The sequence below is a fragment of the Candidatus Schekmanbacteria bacterium RIFCSPLOWO2_02_FULL_38_14 genome, from assembly GCA_001790855.1.
Lineage (GTDB): Bacteria > Schekmanbacteria > GWA2-38-11 > GWA2-38-11 > GWA2-38-11 > 2-02-FULL-38-14-A.
In genome coordinates this window covers 156,199-175,931 of record MGDH01000011.1, presented here as the reverse complement: position 1 = coordinate 175,931, position 19,733 = coordinate 156,199, and the positions used below count along the sequence as shown (strand labels likewise).

Annotated in this window: 14 protein-coding genes and 1 other RNA gene; 7 read left to right on the top strand and 8 right to left on the bottom strand. The window is 36.0% G+C overall.

Annotation, left to right across the window (positions count from 1 at the left end; translation table 11 throughout):
• The first annotated feature begins 3 nt into the window (after window positions 1-3).
• Window positions 4-1,314 carry a hypothetical protein gene (locus A3H37_03335; GenBank protein ID OGL50856.1) on the top strand — a complete coding sequence of 437 codons (1,311 nt, stop codon included), beginning with the start codon at window positions 4-6 and terminating at the stop codon, window positions 1,312-1,314.
• A 209-nt stretch (window positions 1,315-1,523) separates the two neighbouring features.
• Window positions 1,524-2,060: a hypothetical protein gene (locus tag A3H37_03330; protein OGL50855.1), complete on the top strand. Its 537-nt coding sequence runs from the start codon at window positions 1,524-1,526 to the stop codon at window positions 2,058-2,060.
• On the opposite strand, the gene A3H37_03325 is transcribed toward A3H37_03330, so the two are convergent.
• Window positions 2,044-5,517, bottom strand: coding sequence for a hypothetical protein (locus A3H37_03325; protein ID OGL50854.1), 3,474 nt, complete (start codon window positions 5,515-5,517; stop codon window positions 2,044-2,046). The two genes, A3H37_03330 and A3H37_03325, sit on opposite strands and share 17 nt — an antisense overlap.
• A gap of 147 nt (window positions 5,518-5,664) precedes the next feature.
• Here A3H37_03325 and rnpB point away from each other — a divergent pair.
• An RNA gene (gene rnpB, locus A3H37_03320) (RNase P RNA component class A) lies at window positions 5,665-6,083 on the top strand.
• 41 nt (window positions 6,084-6,124) lie between these two features.
• Here rnpB and A3H37_03315 read toward each other — a convergent pair.
• From A3H37_03315 to A3H37_03295, 5 genes are all read right to left on the bottom strand, one after another.
• Window positions 6,125-6,763, bottom strand: a complete 639-nt coding sequence (locus A3H37_03315) for a hypothetical protein (protein OGL50853.1) — start codon at window positions 6,761-6,763, stop codon at window positions 6,125-6,127.
• Between the two features lie 98 nt (window positions 6,764-6,861).
• The gene (locus tag A3H37_03310) at window positions 6,862-9,141 is read right to left on the bottom strand and encodes a ribonucleoside-diphosphate reductase, adenosylcobalamin-dependent (protein ID OGL50852.1); all 2,280 of its coding nucleotides are present in this window, start codon (window positions 9,139-9,141) and stop codon (window positions 6,862-6,864) included.
• Window positions 9,142-9,365: 224 nt separating this feature from the next.
• Entirely contained in the window at window positions 9,366-11,255 is a 1,890-nt protein-coding gene (locus A3H37_03305; GenBank protein OGL50851.1) for a hypothetical protein, read from the bottom strand.
• Window positions 11,239-13,128: an asparagine synthase (glutamine-hydrolyzing) gene (locus A3H37_03300; GenBank protein OGL50850.1), complete on the bottom strand. Its 1,890-nt coding sequence runs from the start codon at window positions 13,126-13,128 to the stop codon at window positions 11,239-11,241. Before A3H37_03300 ends, A3H37_03305 begins: the two co-directional genes overlap by 17 nt.
• Window positions 13,129-13,306: 178 nt before the next feature.
• Window positions 13,307-13,861, bottom strand: coding sequence for a hypothetical protein (locus tag A3H37_03295; protein OGL50849.1), 555 nt, complete (start codon window positions 13,859-13,861; stop codon window positions 13,307-13,309).
• Between the two features lie 239 nt (window positions 13,862-14,100).
• Between A3H37_03295 and A3H37_03290 the strand changes: the two genes are divergently transcribed.
• From A3H37_03290 to A3H37_03275, 4 genes are all read left to right on the top strand, one after another.
• The gene (locus A3H37_03290; protein ID OGL50848.1) at window positions 14,101-14,844 is read left to right on the top strand and encodes a hypothetical protein; all 744 of its coding nucleotides are present in this window, start codon (window positions 14,101-14,103) and stop codon (window positions 14,842-14,844) included.
• A gap of 35 nt (window positions 14,845-14,879) precedes the next feature.
• On the top strand, window positions 14,880-15,935 hold the full coding sequence (locus A3H37_03285) for a hypothetical protein (protein OGL50847.1): 1,056 nt from the start codon (window positions 14,880-14,882) through the stop codon (window positions 15,933-15,935).
• Window positions 15,936-15,956: 21 nt separating this feature from the next.
• Window positions 15,957-16,409 carry a hypothetical protein gene (locus A3H37_03280; GenBank protein OGL50846.1) on the top strand — a complete coding sequence of 151 codons (453 nt, stop codon included), beginning with the start codon at window positions 15,957-15,959 and terminating at the stop codon, window positions 16,407-16,409.
• 269 nt (window positions 16,410-16,678) lie between these two features.
• Window positions 16,679-17,548 (top strand): hypothetical protein, encoded by an 870-nt coding sequence (locus tag A3H37_03275; protein ID OGL50944.1) that lies wholly within the window; start codon window positions 16,679-16,681, stop codon window positions 17,546-17,548.
• Between the two features lie 77 nt (window positions 17,549-17,625).
• On the opposite strand, the gene A3H37_03270 is transcribed toward A3H37_03275, so the two are convergent.
• Window positions 17,626-18,129 (bottom strand): hypothetical protein, encoded by a 504-nt coding sequence (locus A3H37_03270; GenBank protein OGL50845.1) that lies wholly within the window; start codon window positions 18,127-18,129, stop codon window positions 17,626-17,628.
• 69 nt (window positions 18,130-18,198) lie between these two features.
• Window positions 18,199-19,692, bottom strand: a complete 1,494-nt coding sequence (locus A3H37_03265) for an acetyl-CoA carboxylase biotin carboxylase subunit (GenBank protein OGL50844.1) — start codon at window positions 19,690-19,692, stop codon at window positions 18,199-18,201.
• Window positions 19,693-19,733 lie beyond the last annotated feature (41 nt).

Here is a 19,733-nt window from a genome sequence, read left to right as displayed (position 1 = left end):
ATTATGAATAAAGTTTTAAAAATCTCACTTCTTTTCTTCCTTCTTCTGTTTATTTACAATATCAACCTAAGAGAAACAAGTTCAGGGGATACTATTCCTAACAGGTATCTTCCTGTAAGCATTATAAAAGAATTTAATTTAGATTTAAACGAATTTCCTTTCCTTTATAATAGTGAAGCCAATGAGGAATATCTATTTATACAACCTGTAAAAGGAAAATATTTATCCAGTTATCCAATATTACCAGCGATTCTGGCAGTCCCAATATATTTCTTTCCCTTATCTTTTGGAATGCCAATTAATAGCAGAACTGTTGATGCTTTATCTAAATTCTCTGCGACTATATTTGCAGCTCTTTCAGTTTTATTCCTGTACTTATCTTTGAATGAATTAACTGATGAAAAAAAATCCTTAGCTATTTCCCTAATCTATGCATTTGCCACTTCGACATGGTCTGTAAGCAGCCAAGGGATATGGCTCCACGGACCAACACAGATGTTTTTTTGCCTCACTATATTATTTTTAATTAGAGCATCCAAAAACCAAAAGTATGTTATTTATTCTGCTATTCCTCTTTCTTTAGCTGTAACATGCAGGCCTACTCATGTACTTGTGGCTTTTATATTTGCCACATATGTGTTTCAAAAGTATAGAAATCAATTGTTGAGGTTTCTGATTATTTGTTTATCTATAGCTTTATTCTTATTGTATTATAATTATTTTTATTTTGAAAATTTCTCAGGAGGTCTCGCTGCGCTGCAGAAAGCAGGTGTAAAAACACATGAGATGTCAGGAACATGGACAATAAATTTTTTACCTGGACTGATTGGACTTCTAATAAGTCCGAACAGAGGAATTTTAACATATTCTCCGGTTTTAATTTTTTGTTTTTGGGGAGTTTATAATTCATGGAAAAAAAGGAAGGATACGGTTTTCAAATACTTTTCAATTGCCACTTTTTCAGTAATATTCCTTTACAGTTTTACTCAGGCATGGTGGGGTGGGTATGCCTATGGATACCGTTTATTGTTGGATATACTTCCTTTCCTGTGCTTGTTTTTAGTTTTTGTATGGGATGAGGTTTTTTACAAAAATTATTTAAAAATAATATTTTTGATATTGATAATTTTTTCTGTGTTTGTTCAGGTTGTAGGCGCTTTTTACTATCCTTCAAGCTGGAATGGACATCCTGTAAGTGTTGATCTTGCTCCTGAGAGAGTGTGGGATTTTAAAGATACACAAATATTAAGATGTGTGAAAGAAGGTCCACATATACCATGGGCGTTTGAGAGATTTTCAAGGAGAGGTTTCTGAATATTACTACTGATAAGTATACACTCGAAATGCCAGCTGCAGTCGAATTTGCTGACGTCTTGGTGGCAAATTACAATCGATGGCTATATTCAATGGTACGCCCATTTTTAGGACAGAGGGTTTTTGAATTAGGGGCCGGTACGGGACGATTTAGCCGGTTTCTTCTTAATGAGAAATTTCCATTTTTACTTCTATTAGAGCCTTCACCGGTGTTTTTGCAGAGCCTGAGTAGCTTAGTACCTGGAAAGGAAAATGTACTCTTAATTCACAGTGATATTGAAAGTTTTGAAAGACCAGATTTATATGGCTCATTTGATTCAATAATAAGCATCCAGGTTTTTGAACATATTGAAAATGATGAAGAAACGATTGCAAGGGCATCTCATTATCTTCGTCCAGGGGGGAAGATAATTCTTCAGGTTCCTGCTATGGAATGGCTTTTTGGGCATTGGGACAAGCAAATTGGACATTTTCGCAGGTATACGAAAAAAGATGCAATAAGATTGGCAAAAGCTGGGTCTATGAAAATAGTTCAAACATTTTATTTTAACTTGCCAGGAACTATTGCATGGTATATTAACTTTTGCTTATTAAAGAAAGATTTCAGAGAAAAAGAAGGAGCAAAATCTTTAGGTAAACAAGGGATTTTTTTTGATAAATGGATTGTTCCACTAATCTCAACTTGTGAAAAAATCTTTCACCCTCCATTTGGTATTGGTTTGCAGATAGTTATGGAGAAATTATAGAATTGATAATCTTTAAACGCCACAAGAATCTCAGAATATCGTTGTTTTTATTAAGAGACTTATCTGCTGACATAAAGATAAACATTTTTTCAAATTGAATTAATTGTTCCCTGAAAAGAGATAATTGTTTATTTATATCTGCCTCATTCGAATTATCTTTCTCCAAAATTACCAAAAGTTCGTTGATTAAATTAATAAGGTTGCGGTCTTTTGATATTAAATTTTCCTTGATAAAGGATTTTATTTCTTCAACATGATTAATTTCTCTCTCTGATTCTAATGCGTTACTCCTTGAATACAATCGTAAGTCTTTTAATAAAAGGGTTGTTCTATTGCTCTCAATCTTGATATGTATTGCCACCTTTTTGGAACCCCATGGGGCGATAAAATATTTATCAAGGTCTTTCCATGAATCAGTATATGTAAATTCATTGAAATATATTGTTTCTTTGTCTAAAACATGATTTCCGTGATCAAGGAATAGCAGTCTTACACTAATTTCCGGCAGATAACCACTTGATAAGAATTTTAAAAGATTGTAAATAATATTAAAATTATATCCTAAAAACCCCTCTCTAGTTATTTCCTGAGGTGAAGCCTTGTAAGTCAGATTGAGAAGATAAAATTCTCCGGGTATAACAGGAAATTCTGGTATTCTAAGTTGTACAATCTTCCCATTAGAATTATTTTTCATCTGGACAATCCTTGAATCTGCTAAACCATCCTCTTTGTCAAAATAGTATATAATTGATTCAGAATTTTTCTCAGGAGCAATACATTTTGTTAAAAGATTTTCGGTCTTATATGTAGATATCTCAGAATTAGAAAAGATATTCAGTTCGTTTTTTATTTCAAAAAGTTTTTTTATCAGTTGCCTTCGCTTTAGACTTATATGCAAGAGTTTTGTATTTTCTGAAGATATTTCAACCTGAACAATAAGGGAGTTTCCTAATGCTTCAGACTTCAGTTCTTTCCCTGAGAGGAGTTCCTCAACTATGAGATTTTTTATATCTCCTTCTTTGAAATCAAGGGATGAAGTGTTTATTCTGAGGGTTATTTTTTTTTCAGAATCAGACGTATTCCTGAGAGTAAAATATAGATCTCGATATTTAGAAGGACCGAAACGCTCTACCATGATATCAGGATGCGAGGAGCTTGCTTCAGGGATTGGTTCCCATCCTGCTGAAGAAATTCTCTGGATTAAAGGTATATATTTTTTATAAAGCTCCCTTGGCAGTTCAAGTTCTCCCTCCTTTTGCCATCTATAGCTACCCGGGAACACTCCATAGGCTAAACATTTTTTTAGCCTTTTTTCCTTTTCTTTAATATCTAAGTTAGGGCTTGTTAATTCCCTATCAGTGAAAGAAAGTGTCTTTTGATAGCTCAGACTCCTGAGATAATGAAAGTGGAGGTCAGGTTGATCAGATGAATATTCTCCTGCTCCAACAATATCGAAAAGATGAGCGAAATAAGTATGGTTACAAGCCCATATATTGCCAAGCATTAATTTGCCTTTTTCATGCATAGAATCTGAAATATGTGAAATTAATTCATAATTACAGAAATTGCTTAATTGTACAGGTTTTCGGGTTTTATAGCTGAAGACAAGGGGAATATCTGCATATTTAAATTGTTCTTTGTTGTAATTTTCCTTATTTGCCCAATGCCAAGGCACTATAGAGTCTATGTAACAACCATCTATAAATGGTTTTTCTGCATATTTTTCTTTTAGATAAAAAATCTCAGGGTTTTCAAACAAGTAACCCAGTTCTTGCAAAATAGCTTTTCCATAACTTTCTCCGTTTAAATCTGGATCAGGGTTAGAAAACAGATAAGGTTTATATCTTGCAATATAAAGTTTTCCATTTTCGTCATCATAAGCGGAATCTAATGCCGCTTTTCCTAAATTTACCCCTGAACCAAAAAGCTTGACTTCCTGATTAATTGCTATTTCTTCCAGTCTATCTTTTATTTTAGAATATGGAATTTCAGGAGAAATGTGCTTATCTTCATCTAATACATTTGACCATGATATACCTATCCCGTAAGGTTCAAAATATGGAAAGGCGTATATTTTATGTCTATTGTCATAAATTAAACTTTTTCCAACAACAGCAGTTGAATCAAACATCAACCCAAAATCCTCAGGATCTCTCATTTTTTCAGGATCGAGCCAGCCAAACCAAATACCTTCTCTTTCATTTCTCTTTTCAAAAAATTTAGGAAAAATTCCGTAATACTTTTTCAAGGCAGAGCGCATTCCCCATTTAGGGTCAGAAGAATAGATTAAAAAAGAAAAACTTGCTTTTTGAGGAAATTTTGCTGTATCCTTACTTAAACCAAAATCAAATTCCAATTCATACCCTCTATCATAGCAATAGGAAATCCTGAAAATTCTTGGCATGTTAAGAGGCACGGCAATGGAAATTGAGGTATTAGGGTTATTTATACATGAGAGCGGAAGCTTTGAAAAATACCTATCCTTGCCTACTGTATAGAATTCATTGTAGCATTCTTCTTCATGGATTTCTCTCTTTCTCTGGATATCATCCCACCATGTCCATCCTCTTGCCTCTATCGGGATTTGAAAGGATAGAATCAGGGCGCGGTCATTCCCTGAGAAATCCTCAACAGTTCCGTCAACCCTTATAAAATCTCCTTTTCCGCTGATAGTGGCATTAACAACCAGATGCTTCTCCTCGGATGCCCCATGGTACAGGAGGAACTCATTTCCTGAAGCTTTAACCTCGCCTGAGAGTTTTGCATGTTTTGAGTTTCCAACTATTGATAGTTCTATGCTGTCAAGCCAGAGGATTACAAGGCTTTTATGTGAATAAAAGGAGATTGTTATATAAGAAGTTTCTTTAGCAGTTTTAAAGGGGTGATAGACCTTAAACCAGTCTTCTTCTTTTGAACCTGGTTCTTTTATCACCTGATGGAATAGCTCTTTTAAGGGTTTGTTCTCCCTGTCATACTGGTTGATTAAAAGATTGATGCCATTACCGCTTAACTTTTTTATCTTAAGCGAGAAAGTCAGAAGGTACTCCCTCTCCGGTTTGACAGAAATTTTCTCAGAGAGTAATTGCCCGCTGTTGTGCATTACAGAGCCAGGCATTTCAAGTTTTACAGACCATTTTCCCTCATGAGTTTCTTTCCAATCCCTGTACCACTTCTCTCCAAGACTCCACCCCTTTTCAGACTCAAACCCACCATTAGTAAAACCCTCTGAAGGGACAGGTCCCATGTCCCTTACATAGAATCCTCCTGTTTTTTCATATCTCAATAAATTATTGTCCTTGATTTTAAATCCATTCAAATCCCCATTTGAAGCAAAGGAGAGAGTTAATCCATTTTCTGTTGAAATGGAAGCAGCACCAGAGAGGCTTAATGGAGGGAGAAGAAAAAAAAATGTGAGAAATAAGACGAATGCAATATGGTAATGTCTTAAAGTTTTCATTTAGCTTTTTCAAAAGTGCTCATTTTTACCTGACATGGAAGATCAGAAGACTGTCCATTTTCCAACTTAACTTTGAGCTTTGACATTTGAGCTATGTTTGTATATTTTATAAAATAAAGGGTACATAATATCAATTAAATATTTTTTGAAGAAGGCCAGGTAATCGCTCTGATTTCAGGTTGCTGGAATCAGGGAGGAAAGTCCGGGCTCCGCAGGGCAGGGTGTCCTGAACATTCAGGATCCCGTGAGGGAAGGAAAGTGCAACAGAAAAGATACCGCAGGAAAGCCTACGGCTTTCACTTATGGCTATTAGCCAAAAGCTATAAGCTATAATGTGTGGCGCAAGCCACCTGTAAGGGTGAAAAGGCGAGGTAAGAGCTCACCTTCTGGTATGGTAACATACCGGGATTGCAAACCCCACCCGGAGCAAAGCCAAGTAAACTCGCTATGGAACTGCCCGTTCCGGATGATTTATATCACCAGCGAGAGGGTAGGCTGCTTAGATAGATGATTACCGTCCTGAATCCTTTCAGGAAACAGAACCCGGCTTATGGCCTTCTTCATTTTTTTTGATTGAACAGATTAAATTGAGATTGCGGTGATATTATCACTTTAGAATCTTCCCTGTTTTCCTGCTCCAGAGGAGAAGATCCATTTCGTCCATATCTATTTTAACTCTTTCTGAGAAAGACCTCATAGCATTTTCAATTTCAATATATTGTTTTTTGTTTTTGGGTCTTTCCGGTTTGTTTATCTGCCTGAATTCATATAAGCAGTTGAGAATATGCTTGTCAATAATTGCATAGCCTTTAAATCCTATGTTTCTTAAAAAATGGCTTGCTTCTTTATAACCAAGCCCCTTTATATCTTTATTGGATGCAAAAAAATCCCTTAAAAGATTGCGATCTTTAAAAGAATAGATTTTTTCTTTAATTCTGAAATTAAAGTTTTCTTTGAGATATTCTCTTGTATGAAATATATATTGCGCTCTCACTTTCCAGAACCTGTGCCTGCCTTTAAGTCCCTTCCTTAAGTCATTCACTGAACCTTCAAGCAATACGTTTTTTATTTCATTGACTGAATTTATTCCCATCTGTGCGCTGGCGTTTGCAGTAAGAATGCAGAATACAAGTTCCTGAAAGATTATTTCATCAGGTTGTTTAAATGTTTTCCGGAATTCTTTCAATCTTCCTTTTATCTCAGATTTTTTTTTGTGATAATCTTCTAATAGTTCCTGATAATTCATTGTCGATTATTTTTATAAAAATTTGCGCAGGCTAAAGCCTGAGGCTACATTCTTAAGAGCGAATACAAAGGTTTGCTCCTGCTATTCTGTTAACTATATTAGTGGCATTTGGAAAATCCGCATGAACGGCACACAATACATCCGCTTTCATGCTCAATCGGGTTTCCGCAGTCAGGGCAGGAACCGTTTGATAAATGAGGGGCATCAACATTCATCTGTACCAAAGTGTTTTGCGATACAGGGATTGGCCCGTGATGAAAAGAAATATCGACCGTATCGGTTTTATGAAAATTACCTGATAGATAATGCTCAATTGCTTTTCCAATGGCATCAGGGCAGGAAAGAACTTTTATTGCGTCACCATTATTGTCTTTACCGTTTTTCCTGATACACGAGAGGCATCTTATCCCTCGGAGCTGCTCAACAACGGAAGAGATATCTACATTTGACCTCAGGGCAAGCGAGATAAGCCGGCTTGTTGCTTCTGACTGGCTTGGGCATCCACCGGCTCTGCCGGTATTGGTAAATACCTCGCATATTCCGTTTCCATCGCTGTTGACAGTGACATAAAGATTTCCACAGCCAATTTTGTTTTTCAAAGTTGCTCCTGTAGTCATTGAAGGCCTGGGACGCGGAGTAAGATGATTTTCATGGTTTTTGTTCCTTTCAGTTTTCCCTATGTTCAGTACCTGTGAGTCTCTGCTGCCGTCCCTGTATACAGTAACTCCCTTGCATCCAATTTTATATGCGAGGATATATGCTTTTTCTATGTCCTTTGAAGTTGCAGTATTAGGAAAATTTACGGTTTTGGAAACAGCGTTATCAACATATTTCTGGAATGCAGCCTGCATCCTGATATGCCATTCAGGAGAAATATTGTGTGAGGTTACAAAGATTTTTTTTACATCATCAGGAACCTTATCAATATCTTTTATGGAGCCTTTTTTTGCTATTTCTTCCATAAGTTCTTCACTGTAAAAACCTCTTTCTTTTGCAACACTAAGGAATAGAGGATTTACTTCAACCAGTTTATCATTATCAAGAACGTTCCTGAAATAAGAAATTGCAAATATAGGCTCAACGCCGCTTGAACAGTCTGCGATTATGCTAAGAGTGCCGGTTGGTGCAATTGTTGTCAGAGTAGCATTTCTTAAAGGAACATTTGAATCCCTGTATTTGCTACGGTTATAGTTTAAAAAATTGCCGCGTTCCTTTGCTAAAGAAGAGGAGGCTTTATAGCTTTCTTCCTTTATAAAACCCATAACTTTTTTTGCTACACTTATTCCTTCATGGGAGTTGTACGGAATTCCCAACTTGATTAACATGTCGGCAAATCCCATTACACCAAGCCCAACTTTCCTGTTTCCCTTTGTCATCTGTTCAATTATTGGAAGAGGGTATTTGTTCACATCAATTACATTGTCAAGAAAACGCACAGAGGTCCATACAAGGGTTCTGAATTTGTCAAAATCTATGGATGGAGATTCTCCTTTTTCTTTGACAATCTTTGAAAGGTTTATGGAGCCAAGGTTGCAGGATTCATAGGGAAGGAGTGGTTGTTCTCCGCAAGGATTTGTACTTTCAATCTCTCCTATTTCAGGAGTCGGGTTGTCCTTGTTAATTCTGTCGAGGAATATTATGCCCGGTTCTCCGTTTTTCCATGCAAGGTTTACTATCATTTCAAAAACTTTTTTTGCATTAAGTTTTTTGACTACTTCCTTGCCTCTTGGGTTTATCAGTTCATACTCCTCATCAAGCTCAACAGCTTCCATGAATCTTTCAGTTAATGCTACTGAAATATTAAAGTTGTTTAAACGGTTATTCTCTTTTTTACAGGTTATGAAGTCCAGGATATCAGGGTGGTCGACTCTCAGGATTCCCATATTCGCGCCTCTTCTGGTTCCGCCCTGTTTTATGGTTTCAGTGGCAACATTAAAGACTTCCATAAATGATATTGGACCACTTGATACGCCGTGTGTTGTTTTTACAAGGTCATTGGCTGGGCGAAGCCTGGAAAAGGAGAAGCCTGTTCCGCCTCCGGTTTTATGAATAAGGGCAGTGTTTTTAATAGTTTCAAAGATTGCTTCCATTGAGTCTTCAATAGGGAGCACAAAACACGCAGATAACTGTCCAAGTTCCCTCCCTGCATTCATGAGGGTTGGGCTGTTGGGAAGGAAATCAAGGTTTATCATGATGTCATAAAACTTTTCCGCAATTTCACAGATTTCCTCATCAGTTTTTTTATATTGCCTTTCCGCCTCTGCTATAAACCCTGCAACCCGCCTGAACATGGTTTCAGGCTCTTCTACACAATTCCCCTTATCATCCTTTTTCAGATACCTTTTCTGGAGGACAGTAATAGCATTTTTTGAAAACATATGCCGGGCTCCTTTTTACGGATTTATAAAATTATAAGAACTAAAACATTAGAAAAACTGAAATAAACCACCCTCTGGGAGTACGAAGCCTAAACTTTTGCCTATATACCTATTTACCACCATATTTAGTGGCAACTATAAAAATATTATACAACATGTTGTTTGTCAAGAGAAATATAAAAAAGTTTTTATGCTTGGTTAGCGCATTGAAAAACAAGCTGTTTTCAGAACTTGGCTTCCTTAAGCCCTTCCTGGAATCCCCTGTAATAATACTCCCTTTCTGTCCCCTTTGCTTTTTCTATTTCCTCTCTGCATTTCAACTCATTGAATCCAAATTTTTTCCCAATGCCTCTTCCCATTCCGTAGTATAAATATTTTTTTGACTCATTGTCAGTTCCGTTTATGAAGTTTTCTATTGAATTCTTATTCCAGTAAGCCATCATGGTACTGAATCCAATATAAAAATTGTTTTCCTGGGATTCTGGAATGTTTTCTTTTACAAATTTTTTTAACTCGTTAAAACCCATGTTTTTGCCGTGCAGGAGTGAGTAGTTTATTCCAACCCCTTTATAAAAACAGTTTTGAAAATAAGGGTCAATCTTTTTAAATATTTTTTTCTCTTCTTCTTTTATAGAAAAAAATGCCCATCCATAATAATATCCAAGCCCTTCATAATATTCACCCCTGTAATCTTTATTAAGCCTCTCAGCAACAGAAATGGAGTTTTCAAGATTAAAGCCATAGCGGTAAACAACCACCTGTCCAAGCCAGAAGTAATTATAGCCTTTGTATAAAAAAGGATTTGTGGGGTTTGTGAATGAGATGAGACCGATGTTGCCTGAAATTCCAATTAGAATTATTACTGCCAGCAACAAATATGAGGCAGGTTTAATAAAACTTCTAAATCTGCTTTCATTTCCCTTTTTCAGAATATAAGAGATAAAAATGGAAATGATAATCATCTGAAACTGAAACAGGGAAGTAAGATATCTGTACCAGAAATAATCATCGAGAATTACTCCTATCTTGAATGGTGCAAGAGATAATATTAATATGAAGCTTACAGGAAGAAAGAGGATAAACAGAACCGGCGAGTTTATTTCAGGGTTATTTTTTTTATGATTTGAAGAAAAAAGAGACAAGCAGAAATTATAAACCTTTTTATGGTTCAACCAGAGAAGCGACAGGTAGGAAATAGAAAAAATACAGTAATAAGAATAATTGATTATTTTTCCTGATACAGGGCCTGCATTTTTAAAGCAAAAGGAGTTTGGAAGATACAGTGTAATCATGCTGTAAAACTTTTTAAGAAAACTTTCTCCTGATGAAGCTTTCTCTGAGAAAATCTCATAAATCGGAACACCTTTTACATTAAATCCAACAAAATTGTGGGTTATGTTGAAATATATCCCGGGGCTGAATCCAAGAAGAAAGCCTGCTGTAAAAATCAGGAATGGTTTTTTTAAAATAAATTTTTTATCACAGGCAAACCACAGAAAAAGGAATATTGCGAGCGGTATGAAAAAAGTGTAGGAAAAAAAGATTCCAACCCCTGCCACTGCGCCTGCTGAAAAGTAATAAACAAAGCCTTTTCCAGATACCTTTTCCGATTCTCTGCCAGATTTCAGAGAGGCTTCTGCAAAAAAATATTTATAGAATAAAATTATAATAACTATTGCAAAAAGATTTGACTCAAAATGATTTCCCCATGATGTGAGAGATATCTTGGTATAAGCCGGAGGAGAGAGGGTGATTAAAATTGATGCCAAGACTGCCTCAGTTTTTCCAAAGAAGTTATTTAAAAAATAGTACCAAAGAGAAAAAATTAAAACAGAGATTAGGAATGTAACAAGCTTTAATGAAAAATATGTTTGTCCCAGAATCAGAAAAAAGGGTATTGCAAGAATTCCCTCAAAAAGAGAACCGCCTTCATAGTCTGTATACAAGTAGTCAAAAAGAGGCAACGACAATCCATCAATAACCTCTTTTGCAATTGCACCACGGTAGAGCTCTTCAAAGTTGTAAAGCTGGTCAATGGAGGTGAAAAGAATAGAGAGCCTGAAGAGAATGAACAGAACCAGTAGTATCCAGAATATATCAAATCTGATTTTCATTTAAACTTTTCCTGAAATAGATATCATGCCAGAGGGAAAAGCAGAGAAGTGCCCATATTTTTTTTCCATGGTCTCTTTCTCCTTTCATATGCTCTGATAAAAGCAAATTGACATAGTCATAGTTGAGGATTCCGAGTGGCTCAATATTGCTTTTTGAGAGACAGGCTAAAGCCATATCCTTTAGCTGGGTCTTTAAATATTTTGACACAGGCAAATGAAACCCTCTTTTTGCTCTTGCGATTATTGGTTCTGGAATTTTTCCATTCATGGCTTTTTTAAGGAGGTATTTGGATTTAAACCCACTGAGCTTGAACTCATCAGGGACAGAAGCACAGAACTCCACAACCTTGTAATCCAGAAAAGGGACCCGAACCTCAAGAGAATTAGCCATGCTTGCCCTGTCAACCTTTTTGAGGATGTCATCAGCAAGCCAGGTTTTTATATCAGTGTACATGGCTTTTTTCAAAAAACTGTCACCGTCACAGCTGTTGAAACAGGTTTCAAATCGTGAATAAGGGTTGTAATCTATAGATTTTCTGCTGAAATCTTCTGAAAATAAATTTTTTCTTTCCTCGTCTGTAAACAAAACCCTCCACCAGCAGTGTGCCTGAGAAAGGGGGAGTTTTAATCCCTCAATAAATCTTGGGATTTTTGGATTATCTACCAGATAGGAGACAGGTTTTTGCAGCAGTGACAGGATATGACTCAGACCGGGAATGGATTTTATCCACAAAGCCATTTTATCTGCAATATAGGTCGGGTATCCTGCCAGGTTTTCATCGCCTCCGTCTCCGGAAAGTGCCACCTTGACTTTTGTTTGTGCAAGGTTTGAGACAAGGAAGGTTGGCATGGAAGATGAGTCTGCAAAGGGTTCATCGTTATACCAGATGGTTTTTGACAAAAGTTCCTGAACATTTAAATCAATAACAGATTCATGATGTTCAGTTTTAAAATGTTCTTCTGCGATTTTTATGAACTTACCTTCATTCCATCCCTCTTCATTAATTAATATGCTGAAGGTTTTTACAGTGGTTGAGCCTGCTGCCTGCATTAAGCTGACAACTGAGCTTGAATCTATTCCTCCGCTCAAGAAAGCCCCCAAAGGAACGTCGCTTATCATATGCCTTTTGACAGAAGCAGAGAGAACATCTAAAAATTCTTCTAAAATTTCATTTTCATTAGAAAATTTTCTGTCAACGAACTTCAAATCCCAGTAACTGTTTTCTTTAACAACGCAATTTGATACAGTTAAAAAATGTCCCGGAGAAAGAGAGTTAATATCTCTGAAAACAGTTTTTGGAGATAATATGTATCCTAAGGCGAAGTAATCTGTTATTGCTTCATCATTGAGTTTTTTCGAAAGCAATGGGTTTTGAATCAGAGATTTTAGTTCGGATGCAAAAGAAATACCTTTGCTGTTTAAAGAATAGTAAAAAGGTTTTATCCCTAATCTGTCTCTTGCTAAAAAGAGTTTTTTATTTTTTCTGTCCCATATACAGAAGGCAAACATTCCGTTCAGAAAGTCTAAACAATTTTCTCCTTTTTCTTCATATAAATGGAGTATTACTTCTGTATCTGTAAAAGTCTTGAATTTATGGCATTTGTTTATCAGTTCCTGTCTTAGTTCCCTGAAATTATAAATTTCTCCATTAAAGACAATAACCAGTGTTCCATCTTCATTGGTTATTGGCTGATGCCCTCCTTCAATATCAATTATGCTCAATCTTCTAATTCCAAGCCCTGCATAGTTCTCAATGAATTTTCCCTCATCATCGGGTCCGCGGTGGATGATGGCTTGCATCATTTTACCGAGGATTTCTGAATCAACAGGGGATTCATCTCTAAAATTTATTATCCCGCAGATACCGCACACTGGGAAGATTCCTTTTTGAAATTTTCTAATAATTATAAATGAAAAGTTTTTGCTATTACTTTTAAAAAATGATTTTATAAATGCTGAGTTAAAAAACCCAGCCTATCAACAAGCGGGATATTCTTGTCCCGCTCTTTTTTCTGTTGTTTTATGAAACTATGTTATGAAAAAATATTTATCAGGGAATTTTTAAAGTAATATTTTTAACAAAAGTTAAAAGACCTTCCTTCAAAGTCTCGTTCTTGTCCATTGATACAAGGCGGATAAAAAAGTTTTTCTTAAATGTTTCTACTCTGTAGGAACCTATCAGCCCCTGGTCAAGCCTTCCTTCTTCTCCGAGGTTGTCAATGTTTAAAGGAGAAATTGAGGAAGACCCCTTGTATAATCCCTTTGCCTGAGAGCTGTTTTTCGTCCTGTAAATCTCAAGTGTCAGGAGGGTATTCTCAGGTAATTTTTTGAAATCCTGAAAAATCATTTCAACAGCTCCTCCGTCAGTGTAATAAGGGGCGGCGCCATCAATAAGAGATGCAAGGCAGACAAGGTCCTGGCAGTAAATCATCTCTCCGTCCCTGCTCCAACCGCTGATTTCGTTGTCTGAAGGGATTGTATTTTTTAAATTGAAGCTTTTATCTTTAAAATTTTTTGGATAAAGAGAAGTTTTGCAACCCGCAGTAATAATAAAAAGGGTGAATAATACTGAAAATAGCTGTAAAAGTTGTTTTCTTCTTATCATAAAAAGCCTCCTTTGAATATAAGAGTAAAAAAAGGATTTTAGTTTTTTTACATTGATCTACTTAGAATTTTAGACATTAGGATTAAGAATTCAAAGTTTTGATAAAACTATATCTATTTGATAAATTGTCAAGAAAATTGATTTTATGATTTAAGCAGTAATAATTCTCTAAAAAACTTCTTGACAGATACGTTTTGATTTGTAAATAAATAATGAATTTTGTTTTACAGGAGGATTTTATGAAAAAAGTTTTTAGTGTTTTTCTGACAGCAGCTTTTTTGGCAGTAGTATTTGTTTACAGCGGATATGCAGGCTCAGACACGCTTAAAGATACTATTGCGGAGCTTGAGAAAGGGATTAAGGACCAGGACAAGGGACTGATAGAAAAATCAGTTAAGACCCTTGATGACTTCAGTAAGAAAAACGAGAAAGACATTTCAGCTCTTTACTGGGCAGCTAAAGCACATTATGCAATGGCTGATTATTTGGACCTGAAATCTGCTGAAAACAAGGATGCTTCTGGAGATGGAGAGAAGAATGTAGACGAAGCAATGGACCTTCTGAAGAAAGCTATTGGAATTAAAGAGGATTATCTTGATGCCTATGTTCTCAAGTATTTGTGCCTGTCAAAAAAGTTTAGCTATGTTGGTTTTCCTAGACTTATGATGTATGTTGGTGATATCAGTGAAACAGTAGATAAAGCCATGAAATATGGGCCTGAAAATCCTTGGGCAAATCTGATAAAAGGCATGAGCATAGCTACTGGCTTTCCAAAACCAGACCCAAAGGAACCAATAGCCCAGTATGAAAAGGTATTAAAACTTGACCCGAAAATGGATGAGGCTTATTATCAGATTGCAATGGTACACATCGAGCATAAAAATATAGATGAGGCAAAAAAGAATCTTCAGGAAGCGCTTAAGATAAATCCTAATAATCACTGGGCAAAAAAGAAACTTTCAGGGCTTGAGAAAAAGGCGTAATATTAATATTGTTCTTTAGGAGGAAGTTTATTAAAATGCCAAGGCAAAAAAAAATTCAAAAATTATTCGCTTTCTTGATAATTTTCTTTGTTATCTATGGATGCTCCGGAAAAAATGACAACAGGGGGAGTATTCTGATTGGAAGCATAAGGTCTGACGGAAAAGTTGCTGAGACTAAAATCTATGTTTATAAGCAAGGAGACCATACGAAAGAGGTGACATTTGGATATTCTGGCCTTGATATATTCGTTCCTATAGGAACTTATGATTTGAAGATTGATTGGAGAGGCACAACCAAGTGGTTAGATAATGTTAAAATAGAGAAATATTCCAAGGTTAAGGAACAGATTGTTTTCCCTCTTGGAAGGCTTATAGTAAAGGTAAGCAACACTGATGGCTCGCCTGCGGATGCTTCAGTGAAAATAACTCCAATTGGAGGAGAGAATGGTATTGATGTTCAGAAAAATGATAAAGGAGAACTTGTTTCGTTAAATGTCAAGGACCTGGCAATAAAGGTAGGAAGCAGGGAAGATGAGATAATGCCAAAACTTAACCCGGAGTTTAAAAGGTCAGAACCAACAAAAGAAGGAGAGAGCGGAAAGGAAGGTATAATCACTTATTATTACAGGATATTAGGAACAAATATTGACTTAACTTTTTCAAAATCAGATGATGGCTCAGGCAATCTTAAAAATATCAGCTATGATGAAAAAATTGCTGCAGGCATAGCAGGTGAAGAGATTGAGCTTAATCCTGGAGAATATGACGTAAGGGTTGAACATGAAAGAATAACAAAGTGGATCAGAAATGTTAAGGTTAGTGACAAGCAACTAACAGAGCAGTCTATCAGTTTTCCATCTGGAAAAATAATTATTACCTCTGACATACCTGAACAAGCAAAAGAAGCGCAGGTTGCAGTGTATTTAGAAGGAAGATATGAGGTGATGGAAAAGGGCGGGAAGATAGGAGAAGAAATTTTAATAGTTCCAGGAAGATATGACATATTAATAACGCTTAATAACAAGAAACATTGGATTCGGGGCATTGAAGTAAACGATAAAAGTGTTATCAGTAAAAAAATAAATTTATAAAAACCAAGCTTTTATAGTTCAGTGGAAGATTTTAAGCAAAAGTTTAAAGAATATCTTGAATCCCATGAACTGAAGTTTACCTGTGAAAGAGAAGCTATTTTAGAAAAAATTTTTTCCATTCACGAACATTTTGACGCAGATGACCTTTTATTTATGATGAGGGGTGGGAAAAAACGTGTTTCAAAGGCTACTATATACAGAACACTTGATCTTCTGGTAAAAAGCAACTTGATAATAGAGCATCAGCTGTTAGACAATAAAAAAATATACGAGCATATTCTGGGTCATTCCCACCACGACCATTTAATATGTCTTTACTGCAACAGGGAAATTGAGTTTGATGAACCGCTTATCGAAGAGCTTCAGGACAGATTATGTAAAAAACTCAATTTTACTCCTGAACGTCACAGCCTGAAGGTTTTTGGAAAATGTCAGGAATGTCAGAAAAAAGGAACAAAACAGATTCCTTCATAAAATATACACTTCATTTTATAAAGAGTACCGTTATAGTTTTGACTAACAAAGAGAGCTTAGCTATTTTTTTAAAAAAATTGGTATGAAATTTGCGTATAATACTGCAAAATCTTAAAATGGAAGTGAAATTCTAAATATTTCAAGTGGAAACTTTTATGAACAATCACCAGTTTAAAACTATTGAGGCAGAAGAAAAACTTAGTATTAAAAAAAAATATAGTAATATACCAAAAATTCTTGTAGTGGATGATGAGGATGTTTTAAGACAAATGTTAACGGATGTGCTTCAGGAAGAAGGGTTTGATGTTGAAATAGCAAGGAATGGTTTTGAAGCAATTGGAAAAATAAACAAGAACCACTTTGACCTTATTATTACAGATGTTATGATGCCTGAAGTTGACGGAATAGAGGTTTTAAAAAAAGCAAAAGAGATAGATCCTGATTCTGATGTGATTGTTATGACAGGATATGCCTCAGTTGAAACCGCTGTTCAGTCAATGCGCCTTGGAGCAGTTGACTACATTACTAAGCCTTTTAACATTGACCATATAAAGATAATAGTAAACCGCAGTATTGACAGAAGAGTTTTAAAGCGGAAAGCAGAAGAAGGAGAGTTTTATAAAGAACTTTCAAAAATAGATGGTCTTACAGAGGTTTACAATCACAGGTCTTTTCATCAGATTCTTGAAGCTGAAGTCAACAGGGCAAAAAGGTATAACAGGCAAGTATCTCTTATGATGCTTGATATAGACAATTTCAAAACTTATAATGACTCAAACGGACATCCTGCAGGTGATATAATCCTCAAGCAGTTAGCCTGGGTTTTTACAAAAAGCTGCAGGGAATGTGACCACATTGCAAGGTATGGAGGAGACGAATTTGCAATAATATTTCCTGAGACAAGCAAGAAAGAAGCAGCGCATATCGGAAGAAGGTTGAGACAGACAATTAAAGACAGCAGTTTCGAAAAGGAAGAAGTTCTTCCCGGAGGATCTTTAACAATAAGCATAGGTCTTGCTTCGTTTCCAGACGATGCTATGGATAAAGATGATTTGCTTGGAAAAGCGGATACAGCCTTATATCAGGCAAAAGCTGATGGAAGAAATAAGATTGTTATTTGCGACACGCCTCAGAATTAATGGAAATGAATCACCGCACCGCAATTATTATATATCACTTTTGAAAACCGGGTAAACTACATCAGATAAAAAATATACTACTCAATCACCATAAGTGTTGTACCACTTTCCACTATTTCACCTTCCCTGATATTTATTTCAATTACCTTTCCGTTTTTTGGTGATTTGAGCTCATTTTCCATCTTCATTGCTTCAACAACGATAAGGCCCTGATTCAGTTTTACTTCATGGCCTTTTTGGGCAAGAATCTTTACTACTTTTCCTGGCATTTCAGTGGTAACGGATTGTTTGCCTTCAACTGTATGTTCTCTTGATTTTATCCAGAGCCCTTTTTTCTTCTCATTTATAACATTTATAACATAATGTTCTCCCTTTATCAGGATATTGCAGATTCCATCCTTTGCATCAATATCAACTTCATATGATTTTCCATTAAGAATAAGAGAATAAAGAGAATGTTCTGAATGGACTACATCAACATCATATTTTTTACCACCAACGATAATCGCAAAAAGATTTCCATCTTTTTTTTCTATATCAATCCTGTGTTCTTCATTGCCAATTGATGCTATGTAGTGCATTTTTAGTTCCTTTAAAATATTTTATGATAAGCATAGTTTTTAGTTGTAAGTTATAATACAAGGCTTACTTTATCTTCCCTTCCACGGGTTAAATCCTGAAACTTTTTTATTGTTTACGGCTTTTGAGTTCTTAATCTTTTCTTTTTCTTCATTAAAAGCCCAAAGCACTGCAGAAATAAGGGCTATTTCCTTGTTTGAGTTGTTTTTATCAGTTTTTTCTTTAATATTAAATTTCGTGTCAATAAAATTTGTATCAAAGTCTCCATTTATGAAATGTTTGTTTTTCATCACTCTTTCGTGAAAGGGTATGGTTGTTTTTATTCCCTTAATAGAGTATTCAGTCAAGGCGCGACTCATCTTTTCTATTGCTTCATTCCTGTCTTTTCCCCATACAGCCAGTTTTGAAATCATAGGGTCATAGTATATTGGAACAACGTAACCCTCAAAAACTCCGCTGTCATCCCTTACTCCGGGACCTCCGGGTGTTCTCAGTTCACAGATTTTTCCAGGAAAAGGGAGAAAGTTGTTGTCAGGATCTTCTGCATAGATTCTGCATTCGATGCATGCTCCGCGCAGTTCAACGTTTTCCTGACGGATGGAAAGATTTTCACCTGCTGCAATTTTTATCATTTCTTTTACAATGTCTATTCCTGTTGTCATTTCAGTAACAGGATGTTCTACCTGAAGACGGGTGTTCATTTCAAGAAAGTGAAAATTTTTGTTTTTATCTACAAGAAATTCAACTGTTCCAGCGCTGTAGTAATTTACTGCCTTTGCAGCACTCACAGCAGCAGCGCCCATTTTCTTTCTCATCTCGGGGTCAACGATTGGAGAAGGTGATTCTTCTATAACCTTTTGATGTCTTCTCTGGATTGAACACTCCCTCTCATTAAGATGAATCAGGTTCCCATACTTGTCTCCAAGAACCTGGAACTCAATATGCCGAGAGGTTTCAATGAATTTTTCTATATAGACTGATGAATCTCCAAATGCTGATTTTGCTTCTGACTTTGCTGCCCTGATTGAACCTTTTATATCTTCTTTTTTCTTAACAAGCCTCATTCCTTTTCCGCCACCGCCAGCGCTTGCCTTAATCATTACAGGATAGCCAATATCATCTGCAATCCTTTCAATCTCCTCATCGCTTTCAATTGGCTGTGAAGTTCCTGGAACTGTTGGGACATTTGCATTCATCATTTTCTGACGGGCAAACGTCTTGCTTCCCATTGCTTCAATTGCAGAATAGTGGGGGCCTATGAAGACAATCCCTTCATCTTCACAGAATTTTGCAAAACCGGAATTTTCAGCTAGGAATCCATAGCCTGGGTGAATTGCCTGAACACCTACTTCTTTTGCAGTCTTTATTATTTTTTTTTGATTAAGGTAACTTTCTATTGAAGGGGCAGGTCCTACACAGTAGGCTTCATCAGCGTAGCGAACGTGAAGAGAATTTCTGTCGGCTTCGGAATAGATGGCAACTGTTTGTATCTTCATTTCGCGGCAGGCTCTTAAAATCCTAACCGCAATTTCTCCTCTGTTAGCAACCATTATTTTGGTAAACATATTTCCTCTCTTATTACTATTGAAAAAGACTTTCGATGTCA